The sequence below is a fragment of the Nostoc sp. genome, assembly GCF_036917555.1.
GTDB lineage: Bacteria > Cyanobacteriota > Cyanobacteriia > Cyanobacteriales > Nostocaceae > Nostoc.
The window spans coordinates 96,213-106,754 of record NZ_JBALDD010000082.1 but is presented as its reverse complement, the minus strand read 5'-3'; the positions used below and the strand labels follow the sequence as shown (position 1 = coordinate 106,754).

Genomic DNA, 10,542 nt, shown 5'->3' with positions numbered 1-10,542 from the left:
GAATCAGGCAGTAGTCTTTGCCTGTGAAACTACTTTACACTGCTTTACAATTTTTAATCAAGTTTTATTACTTCAGTAAATCTGATATGAGTTATTAGGTTTGCTTATTTAAGCTCGATTTTTCTAGTGTTTGCGGGTGTTCCAAATGCAGCGAACACAGAATTTCAATATATTTACTCTGGTGTTAGCGCTGAAAAGATAAAATAGATAAGGAACATTGTTGCGATCAACTCTGAAATCGAGAGTTGATATGGATTAGTACCAAAATTAGGAGGGAAGGTGTGACATGACAATTACTCTAAATCACACCATAGTGCCCGTACATGACAAAGAAGCATCGGCGAGGTTCTTTGCAAAAATTTTCGGTTTAGAGGTCGAGCTTCCCGTTGGTCACTTCGCTGCTGTACATATAAATGATGCATTAACGCTTGACTTCGCCGACGCTGAAGCGTTCGAGCCACATCATTATGCGTTCCATGTCAGTGATGAAGAATTTGATGCAATTTTTGCCCGCGTCAAAGAGGCAGGTATTGAATACAGTAGCGACCCCATGCATCAGAAGAAAGGACAAATTAACCACTGGAATGAAGGTCGTGGCTTCTATTTCTATGACTCCGATGGCCACAACTTAGAATTGTTAACCCGTGCATAGATTTTTGACATCAGATCAATGCATTACTTCTTGACTAAAAAATATGCTGTGGCATAGTCTGGTAATTCGCTAATATTCTGCCCAAATTCTTTTTTATTCTTAAAAATACCTGCCAAAAAATCGAGCTGATAAAGATTGGGTAAAAATGCTCCACCTGTATCGGCGATGACTCCCATTTGCAGATGTTTGCGACCACCTTGAGTATGCTCAATTACAATCACTTTACCTAAACCGATATTTAAAACATCTCCAGCAAAAGTAACTCCGGGTTTGATAGAAATTTTTGCATCTATTTTGTATCCATAGCCTTTAATAGCATCAACTTCTCTAAAATACCAATAACGCTTTTGTGCTGTTGCCTTTAATCCGCGGATATAAGCTATTCCATTGTTTCTATCTACATTAAAAAATGCCTTATAACCATCTGTAAAATTAATTAGGATTGTTCCTTCCATAATTGCTTCTTCTAAGCCATTTCTGGTTAGATAAGCAAGATCTGTAACTTTTCCAAATTCTCGACCACCTGGTTCATAAATACCAGACAAAACATCTTGCTTTGTGTATCGAGTGTAGAACTTATCGTTATTAGAGTTGTCTTTTAAGCTATAAATTGGTATATTAAAAGTAGAGGTTTTCTTGCGGGAACCAGGGTGAGTAAAAACAGCATATTTGGTAATTCGTAATTGTTTTTGCTGTTGAGTTTTGGGATTGTAGGCAGACCATTTAATGACTCGAAAATTGGTATTGATAAACTTAGAGTCTTGTAAACGAGTAGCCCGATTATTAGCAATATCCTCCTTCAAAACAGCAATCATGAAATCCAAAGTTTTGAGGACATCTGCTACAGTAACTCCTTGAGTAGCAAGCACTCCTGTACGCATAATATCTGGGTCTTCTGAAGCATAATCTTGAAAATATTTTCTAGTATTAACGAGAACAGTTAATAAATCTCTTTGATTGAACTTAACCTTACTATTTGGTAGTTTTCCTGGAGTAGCAATCTGGCTGCCATTAATGTTAAATTTATATTTTTTGAACTCATCAACAACTGGATAGGGTGCAGATGCTGCTAACAAATTCTGTCGAGATGAAAAAGCATTTTGGAACCTTGAGGTAAGTTGATCGGCAGCTTGATTTGAGGTCAGAGAAATCTGTGATTGAAGTAGGGCAGAATTTTCTTGTTGAGTAAATGACTGATTTTGTTGAGCTAGTTGTTTAGTTTTTGAGTGGGTATATAGATAACTACTTGCTAAACTGACAAGTAATAAGGCAGCACAACCTACTGTAAAGTGAATTTTTTTGCTAAATAACATATTCATAACTTGAAAAATACATTTCTAATACTAAATAATTAACGTTATGTTTCTATCACCTCACGCACTAACTGCGCCAACTTTTCGGCACTATCAGGAACTGCGATCACTTTTGCTTTTTCCCCCATCTTTGCTAACTCTTGCGGTGACTGCAATAAATTCAACACATTATTTTGCAATACTTCAGTCGTCAACTCAGATTGCTTCAACGTTAACGCTGCACCAGCTTTTGTAAATACGTCTGCATTGTAAGATTGATGATCTTCTGCGGCAAAGGGGTAAGGAATCAAAATTGCTGGCGTTCCACACACTGCCAATTCTGTTAAACTACCTGCGCCAGAACGACTAATAGCAAGAGTTGCTCGTTGCAACAATGCTGCCATATTGTTGTAAAAAGGTAAGGCTATGTACTGTGGATGTTTGAGACTATCTGCTTCGGGATCGCGATCGCCAGTTAAATGTACTACATAAATACCAGCATCAAACCAAACTTTTGCAGATTCACGCACCAACTTATTGATTGCAATTGCACCCTGGCTACCACCAAAAACAACAATTAAAGGAACACTATCAGGAATAGCTAAATCCAGCGGTGCATCAATTGCCCTATCGAGAAATTGCGATCGCACAGGAGTACCAACATAGACATTTTTGGCACGAGGTAAATACTTAGCAGCTACTTCAAATCCCAAGGCTACCGCACTACACCAAGGGCCAAAAAAGCGAGTTACTTTACCTGGTAAGGCGTTAGATTCGTGGAAAATCACGGGTAAACCGAGAGAACGCGCCGCAATGACAGCTGGCCCGGCAATGTAACCCCCTGTGGTAAACACCCCTTGAAAATTTCCCTGTTTGAGAATTCGTCTGACTTCTAGAATCGAAAGGGCGAGTTTACCTAAAATGCGAATCGAGGAAAGTCCAAACCCTTGCTGAAACCCTTCAACTGCAATAGTATTCAAGGGATACTGTTTGGGGACAAGTTGAGTTTCTAGCCGATCGGGTACTCCCAGCCATTCTATTTGATAATCTGGAAGTTTTTGTGCCAGGGCGATCGCTGGAAACAAATGTCCACCAGTCCCACTGGCAGCTATTAATAATCGTATCGGTGCGTTTGCCATCAAACCTCTACCGTTTAGCGTCTAGCTTAACTAAGATAAAACAATTTGCTTACTTTCTCTAATCAAATCAGTAAACTCTTACCAATGACTAACATTATTACCGCCTTAGTGAGACGTCAACTCAGATTTCCAGCAAATATCTGGCTAGTTTCGTTTGTGTTGACCATTGGTTTAACAAGTGGTTGGCAACGTACTCAGGCAATGACACCACAGCAATTATCCCAAGCCACAACACCCCAAAATGCACCAGCCAATCTGAAAAACCTGTTGACACAAGTTGATACCGCCGCCAGCCGAGGCGATGTCAAAGGGGTGTTGCAATTTTACAGTCCCAATTTCACTCATGGGGATGGATTAAACCTCCAAACCCTGGAAAAGTCTTTGACTTCACTTTGGCAACGATATCCAAAATTGCAATACAGCACGAAACTGCTATCTTCAAAACCTGAAGCCAATGGGATTATTGCTGAAACAGAAACAAAGATAACTGGCTTACCCTCTGGTAACGGTAATAAGTTAGCTCTTAATGCCACGATTAAATCACGTCAACGCATTGAAGGTGGAAAAATAGTCCGCCAAGACATTTTGTCTGAACGTACCTTACTTACCTCTGGCAGCAACCCGCCCCAAATTGATATTAAATTACCCCAGCAAGTACAAGTCGGCCAGAAGTATAATTTTGATGCGATCGTTCAACAGCCACTTGGTGATGATTTTTTACTAGGAACGGCGTTAGAAGAATCTATCCAACCAGATAAATTTCTTAACCCTACACCCGTGGATTTGGAATTACTGACATCTGGCGGATTGTTTAAAGTAGGACAAGCACCATCTACCCCAGGTAGCCAATGGGTTTCTGCTGTCATCCTGCGAGGTAATGGGATGACGATGGTAACTCAGCGCCTGCAAGTGGTGAAGAAGTAATTAAGAGTTAGGAGTTAGGAGTTAGGAGTTATAGACCGACTGATGATAAATTATGAACGATGAAAGTTGTGCTAATTCATAATTCATAACTGTTAACTCCTCACTCCTAACTATCCTAATGACTTCCCTACAAAATCAAATCATTTTGATCACTGGTGCAAGTAGCGGTATTGGTACTGCTTGTGCAAGAATCTTCGCTGGTGGAGGTGCAAAACTGATTTTAGCAGCACGACGGTTAGAACGTTTGCAGCAGCTAGCAGATACTCTTAGTAAAGATTTTAGTACTGAAATTCATTTACTACAACTAGATGTGCGCGATCGCAATGCTGTTGAATCTGCCATTGCTACTTTACCCCCCGCCTGGTCTGACATCGACATTCTCATTAATAATGCTGGTTTGAGTCGTGGTTTAGACAAGTTGCACGAAGGCAGCTTTCAAGACTGGGAAGACATGATTGATACTAACGTTAAGGGTTTACTTTACGTCTCCCGCTATGTCGTTCCGGGAATGGTAAGTCGCGATCGCGGTCATGTGGTAAATTTAGGTTCCATCGCCGGACATCAAACCTATCCCGGTGGCAATGTCTACTGTGCTTCCAAAGCTGCTGTCAGAGCAATTTCTGAAGGTTTAAAACAAGACCTATTAGGAACACAGGTACGTGTAACTTCCGTTGATCCTGGTATGGTAGAAACGGAATTTAGCGAGGTTCGCTTTCACGGAAATACTGAACGTGCCAACAAAGTCTACCAAGGAGTTACACCCCTAACAGCAGATGATGTGGCTGATGTGATATTTTTCTGTGTGACGCGATCGCCCCATGTCAATATTAATGAAGTTGTGCTAATGCCTGTTGACCAAGCTAGCGCTACCCTAGTTAATCGACGAACATACAAGTAACCCATCTCATCCGATTCTAAAAGAACTTACCCCTTTCACTTACTCTACTCAAGAGACATTTGGTAGAAAAAATGTAGAGATGTACCAGTGCTACGTCTCTACAAGGGTTCTGGATAACGCATATTTAATTTCACCAGATATCTAAAGTTTTACAGTTTATGTTTCAGTTTACGTCTAGAGAGTTTGTTAAGGCTTTACCTACTCAGCTAGAGTGAAATTGATATATAAAAGAGCAATTTTCAAATGACCATTTACTTTTATAAGGCTTGGCAGCCTTATGGCTGTTTTTCTAACTTTTCTCTCCACGGAATCCACATCGAGGGTGCTTACTGGCTAACGGTTGAGCATTATTATCAAGCGCAAAAGTTTGTAGGCAGCACAGATGCGGCAATTATACCTCTCATTCATGCTGCCACCACTCCAGAAGAAGCTGCCACTTTGGGAAGATGTAGCACTCGCCAACTCCGACGAGACTGGGATTTGGTCAAAACTCAAATTATGCGAGAAGCTGTACTCAAAAAGTTTCTCACTCATGCCGATATCAGAGAAGTTCTCCTAAAGACAGGTGATGAGATTTTGGTTGAAAACTCCCCAACCGATTCTTTTTGGGGTTGTGGTGCTAATAAAAGCGGTCAAAACCATCTTGGTAAAACTCTCATGAGTGTGCGTGAAGAAATTCGTAATTTACTATCTTTAACAGGAATTTACGAATAATTTAATCAAAATAGTTACATTCAACATAAATTCAGCACTTAAACGGGGAATAGTCAAATTCCCCAGCCAAAAATATTTTAATAAATTACTAATAATTTAGTTATTGCTTTGAAAAAATTTTAATTAATTGTATTAATAGGCAAAAATGTTAAAGAAATATTTTTAATTTCCAGAAATTATTCCAGCTCTAAATTAAGTAAAATTACTGGAATAGTTTAATGATTGAGAATATAAAATTAGTAAATGTCAATGATTAAAAATTTCTTAACTTTAGACTTGAGATGAAACTTTACAAGTATTTAATGATACAGCGGTTTTATCTCTCCCTAAATCCACTTTACAAGGGCTATAGGGAACAAGCAAAATATCTGTTACTTTTCAAACATCCTCTAATCCATTTCCAAAAATATTTGTAATACATGTATGCCCTTAGCAACGCATTAGTAGCAAGAATTTCTTGAAATAAGATGAAAATCAAAGCATTGTAAGTTGAAAATTTTGATCAGTGACAAAGATATAAAAAATTATACTTAATTCATGGTGTATACAAGCAATGACACGTAGGGATGAACCAAACGAGTTGCAGGAAACCTTTAATCAAGAAGGTTTACTGCACCGGATGACAAAACAGATCAGGCGATCGCTCGACCTGCAAGAAATATTAACAACAACTGTTAGTGAAGTACGTTTATTTTTGGGTGCAGATCGGGTGAAGATTTATCGCTTTGATGCTGATGGTAGTGGTGAAGTCATTGCAGAATCTATTTATGAGCAACGTCTACCATGCTTATTGGGTCAACGCTTCCCAGCTGATGATATTCCAGAATCCGCCAGAGAGATGTTTTTGTTAGCGGGGCAACGTTCGATTGTCGATGTGGCAAATGAGAAGATTGGGCTATCGCCTCTACAGTCAAAAGAAACTGGCAAACGTCTAAAAACTAATATCTACTATCGGCAGGTAGAACAGTGCCATATTCAATACCTAAAAGCAATGGGCGTGCAGTCTTCGTTGGTAGTACCAATTTTAGATTGCGACCCACAAGAACAATCGGCAAAGCCTAAATTGTGGGGATTGTTGGTAGCTCACCACAGTGAACCGCAAAATATTTTGAAGCGGGAACTAAAAGTATTGCAGCAGGTTGCTGACCAGGTAGCGATCGCGATCGCTCAAAGTAATCTACTCACTGAAGCCCACGCCAAGCAAAAGCGAGAAGCCACTATTAATCGAGTCACTACACTATTGCATAAACTGCCGACAATCCAATTACAAGCAACACTAGAAGAAGTTATTACTGCTTTCTGTGGAGTCGGTGGCAGGCTTTACATTGCGGAGACTCAAGAACTATACACCTGGGGCGACCAACCGACACTCTCCTACGAGTTAGATAACAGTATTATCGAACAGCATCCTATCTGGCAAAACTGGATGGCTGAGTTTCAACAAGGTATTATTTGGGCAACTACTGACCTTTATAAAGAACCATGTTTGCGAGTTTTGGCTTTAGCATTCCGTTCTACTCAAATTCGCGGACTTATGGTGATTCCGCTACATTACCGCGAAAAATTTATCGGTGTATTAAGTATTTTCCGCTCGGAATTTGAAACGGAAATCTTGTGGGCGGGACGATGCGAACAAAATCGGCGACAACTGTTACCCCAGCTTTCCTTTGAGGTTTGGCGAGAGCAGAAAAAGGGGCAAGCACCTGAGTGGAAGTTGGAAGACATCTTTTTGGCACAAGCCTTATACGATCATTTCTCAATGGCAATTCAGCAGCAGCAAATGTATAAACAGGTACAATCCCTGAATGCCAATCTAGAACTGCGGGTGCAAGAGCAAACTGCTGAACTCGAAAAATCATTAATGTTTACCAAAGTAATTAAACAAGTTACAGAGCATATTCGCCGCACATTGGACTTGCAAGCAACCTTGCAATCCATCGTTCGGGAAGTCCGTCCCCTGCTAAATACAGACCGAGTGCTGATTTTCTACCTCAAGACTAAATCGGTGATTGTAGAAGAGATTAATGGCAATTGGCAGTCTGTTTTGGGAGTGAATGCACCACCGGAATGCTTTCCCGATGAGTATACGCATCTATATTGTCAGGGTAGGATACGGGCAATTAACAATGTTTCAACGGCTTCTTTAAGTGATTGTCATCGAGAGTTTTTGCAGAGCCTGCAACTGCAAGCAAACTTAATAGTTCCGATTAATATGGGTATGGAACTATGGGGCTTACTAATTGCTCATGAGTGTGAGGCTCCTAGAAATTGGCAGGATACAGAAATTGATTTATTGCAGCAGGTGGCAGATCAGGCTGCGATCGCTATTCAACAAGCACAACTCTACGAACAAACCTCTGAGGCCGAAACTGAAGCCAGAAATCAAGCCGCTCAGTTAGAGCATACCCTACATGAACTCCAAGAAACACAGACAAGATTGATTCAGACCGAAAAAATGTCCGGCTTAGGACAGTTGGTGGCGGGTGTCGCCCACGAAATCAACAACCCCGTCAACTTTATTTACGGTAATCTCTGCCATGCCAGTGACTACACTGAACAACTGCTAGAAATTTTACGTCTCTACCAGCTACACTATCCCCATCCCGATAGTGAAATTAAGGCCGCAATTGAAGCGATAGATTTTGAATTTTTGGTAGAAGACCTCCCAAAAATCATGACCTCAATGCAAGTAGGAACCGAGCGCATCCGCTCAATAGTGTTGTCGTTACGCAATTTTTCTCGCTTGGATGAGTCTGAAAACAAGCGTGTTGACCTGCATGAAGGCATTGACAATACCTTATTAATTTTGCAACATCGGCTGAAAGGAAATCCTGAATTTCCACGTATTGAGATAATTAAAGATTATGGCAACATCCCACTGGTGGAATGCTATGCCGGTCAAATGAATCAGGTATTCATGAATATTTTCAGCAATGCCATAGACGCTCTGGAAGTAGGAAGTAGAGAGTGGCAAAGTCAGGGTGACAAGGAGAAGAACTTATGCCCAATTCCAACTATCCAGATTTCTACTAAAGTCTCAGCAGACAACTCTCGTTTGTTAATTCGGATTACTGACAACGGCCCCGGAATGAATGAAGATGTGAAAAAGCGAATTTTTGACCCATTTTACACTACCAAGCCTGTAGGTAAGGGTACAGGATTGGGACTAGCAATCAGCTATCAGATTATTGTCGAAAAACATGGGGGAATAATGGAGTGCATTTCAGAACCTGGCAAAGGTACAGAGTTCTGGATTGAGATTCCCGTCAAGCCTCTAGGCAAAATAGTTAACTAGCAATAGAGAGTAGGGGATAAGGGCGCAGCAGGCGAAGAATCATTATTGGCTATTGACCAATGCTCAATTGTTAGTTTCAAAACTTAAAAATTACTGAATTAATTTTTAAATTCATCCAAAATGTCGATGATAATTTTCTTAACAATAGACTAAACAAAATATCTCTCCGTTATCTAAAGTGTGCAATATATTGAATTTGATTAAAAATCATTTAAAAGTAAAGTTTAGTTGCAAAACAAATTCTTCCTATCCACAAATGATAATCTAATAGTTGAAGTTAGAAAATAAGCTTACTTGTCAGATATAACAGCTGCATTTGAAATGTTAGTAAGAGGTATAAGACGCTGTTTAATTTACATCTGTCTCGTCAAAATACAGCAACACCCAACGCGAAAACTGCTATTTCCTTAAAGATTGAAGATTAGGGGGCACTGTCGCTGGTTTTCATTACTTGTTTACAAAAGCAATGAAAGTTAGTACATCCCTGGCTAGGATAAACAATGAGAGGAGATAGTTCAGCGAGTAGAGGTTTGGGTGTTGTTGTGTTTAAAGAGAAATCTAAAATAGGGCCTCCTCTGGGTGTAAGATTATACGAAGTTGAATAGCGAGAAACAGTTGAAATAGCGCCTTATGTCAATAATTGCGCTCAGAGCGTGGTATCTACAGGATTATGAGCCGATTCCAGAACTGGAAAAACGTGCGCCAGACATTCGTTTAAGCAAAAAAAGCCTGCTGAAATCAGCATTGCGAGCAGACTTTTTGGAAGACAGTGACGAAGTTAAGACATCAACTTGGTTTGGGCGCTATTTGGAAGGGGAAAATATTGAATTTTATATTGAAGGTAGTGGTGGCTATTGCGTCTCTAACATTGATTTAATTAGTCATGAAATTTATTTCACCAAGCAGGCGGTGTTGGCTCAGTTAGAACCAACGATTTTTTTATCCTATCAAACTGAGTATGTTGCAGCAACGAATATTCTCAAAGAAGAACTGCGAAAAAGTTTGGACAATTTAAACTTGCGATCGCGTCTTCCCCTAACATTAGTAGAATCCTCTCGTCCTAGCGGTGCTACTTTCCGAATTAACCGCACAATCATGCGGAAAATCCGTAAGAGTTTGTTATTTATAGCTGACACCACACCTATTGCTAGTATTGATGGTAAAGAAACCTCTCAATTAATTCCCAGTCCGAATGTCTGTATTGAGATTGGCTATGCCATTCAAAGTAAGCGGTCTGAACAGATTCTACTAGCGCAAATGCAACGCCCAGATTTTGAAGGTGAATTTCCCTTCGACTTACCGACACAGCAAATTTTGCAATTCCAAGACACTACAGAACTGAATAAAATCCTGACAGAGACGATTAAAAACCAGCTAGCACGATTCAAATTATTTTTTTGAGCAAGATAATACTTACTTACCAAAAATCAAACTATAGCAATCATAAAACATTCGTGAATTTTTTAGAATTATTTCTTTTTATCCTTATCTAGTTTTTAGTGGATAGCTTGGCGACAAAATTCTGGTGGATCTTCTTGTGCCTTCACCTCTTCCTTCATCTTTTCAGTAGCACGAAAACTTATAGTAGCTGTCATGGATTCCTCACCTTTTGGTTGTGCTGGCTCAAA

The 10,542-nt window shown here is 39.9% G+C and carries 8 protein-coding genes; 6 read left to right on the top strand and 2 right to left on the bottom strand.

The window, feature by feature from the left end:
- Positions 1–286 precede the first annotated feature (286 nt).
- Positions 287–652, top strand: coding sequence for a VOC family protein (locus V7K60_RS31950; protein ID WP_334931797.1), 366 nt, complete (start codon positions 287–289; stop codon positions 650–652).
- Between the two features lie 23 nt (positions 653–675).
- Here the strand turns inward: V7K60_RS31950 and V7K60_RS31945 are convergent, their stop codons facing one another.
- Both V7K60_RS31945 and murG read right to left on the bottom strand, forming a co-directional pair.
- Positions 676–1,971: a hypothetical protein gene (locus V7K60_RS31945; RefSeq protein WP_334931795.1), complete on the bottom strand. Its 1,296-nt coding sequence runs from the start codon at positions 1,969–1,971 to the stop codon at positions 676–678.
- Positions 1,972–2,009: 38 nt separating this feature from the next.
- A complete protein-coding gene (murG, locus tag V7K60_RS31940) occupies positions 2,010–3,083 on the bottom strand; it encodes an undecaprenyldiphospho-muramoylpentapeptide beta-N-acetylglucosaminyltransferase (protein WP_334931793.1) in 1,074 nt (357 codons plus the stop codon).
- Between the two features lie 84 nt (positions 3,084–3,167).
- On the opposite strand from murG, the gene V7K60_RS31935 reads away from it, so the two are divergent.
- The 5 genes from V7K60_RS31935 (at position 3,168) to V7K60_RS31915 (ending at position 10,315) form a co-directional block, all read left to right on the top strand.
- Positions 3,168–4,007 carry a nuclear transport factor 2 family protein gene (locus V7K60_RS31935; RefSeq protein WP_334931791.1) on the top strand — a complete coding sequence of 280 codons (840 nt, stop codon included), beginning with the start codon at positions 3,168–3,170 and terminating at the stop codon, positions 4,005–4,007.
- A 118-nt stretch (positions 4,008–4,125) separates the two neighbouring features.
- Entirely contained in the window at positions 4,126–4,905 is a 780-nt protein-coding gene (locus tag V7K60_RS31930) for an SDR family oxidoreductase (RefSeq protein ID WP_334931789.1), read from the top strand.
- A gap of 243 nt (positions 4,906–5,148) precedes the next feature.
- Entirely contained in the window at positions 5,149–5,619 is a 471-nt protein-coding gene (locus V7K60_RS31925; protein WP_334931787.1) for an N-glycosidase, read from the top strand.
- A gap of 553 nt (positions 5,620–6,172) precedes the next feature.
- A complete protein-coding gene (locus V7K60_RS31920; protein ID WP_334931785.1) occupies positions 6,173–8,914 on the top strand; it encodes a GAF domain-containing sensor histidine kinase in 2,742 nt (913 codons plus the stop codon).
- A 630-nt stretch (positions 8,915–9,544) separates the two neighbouring features.
- Positions 9,545–10,315, top strand: coding sequence for a hypothetical protein (locus V7K60_RS31915; RefSeq protein WP_334931783.1), 771 nt, complete (start codon positions 9,545–9,547; stop codon positions 10,313–10,315).
- The last annotated feature ends 227 nt before the right edge of the window (positions 10,316–10,542 follow it).

Bases quoted from the DNA above. Each gene is read 5' to 3' on its own strand.
- V7K60_RS31950 (WP_334931797.1), top strand. From the start codon at position 287: ATGACAATTACTCTAAATCACACCATAGTGCCCGTACATGACAAAGAA.
- V7K60_RS31945 (WP_334931795.1), bottom strand. From the start codon at position 1,971: ATGAATATGTTATTTAGCAAAAAAATTCACTTTACAGTAGGTTGTGCT.
- murG (WP_334931793.1), bottom strand. From the start codon at position 3,083: ATGGCAAACGCACCGATACGATTATTAATAGCTGCCAGTGGGACTGGT.
- V7K60_RS31935 (WP_334931791.1), top strand. From the start codon at position 3,168: ATGACTAACATTATTACCGCCTTAGTGAGACGTCAACTCAGATTTCCA.
- V7K60_RS31930 (WP_334931789.1), top strand. From the start codon at position 4,126: ATGACTTCCCTACAAAATCAAATCATTTTGATCACTGGTGCAAGTAGC.
- V7K60_RS31925 (WP_334931787.1), top strand. From the start codon at position 5,149: ATGACCATTTACTTTTATAAGGCTTGGCAGCCTTATGGCTGTTTTTCT.
- V7K60_RS31920 (WP_334931785.1), top strand. From the start codon at position 6,173: ATGACACGTAGGGATGAACCAAACGAGTTGCAGGAAACCTTTAATCAA.
- V7K60_RS31915 (WP_334931783.1), top strand. From the start codon at position 9,545: ATGTCAATAATTGCGCTCAGAGCGTGGTATCTACAGGATTATGAGCCG.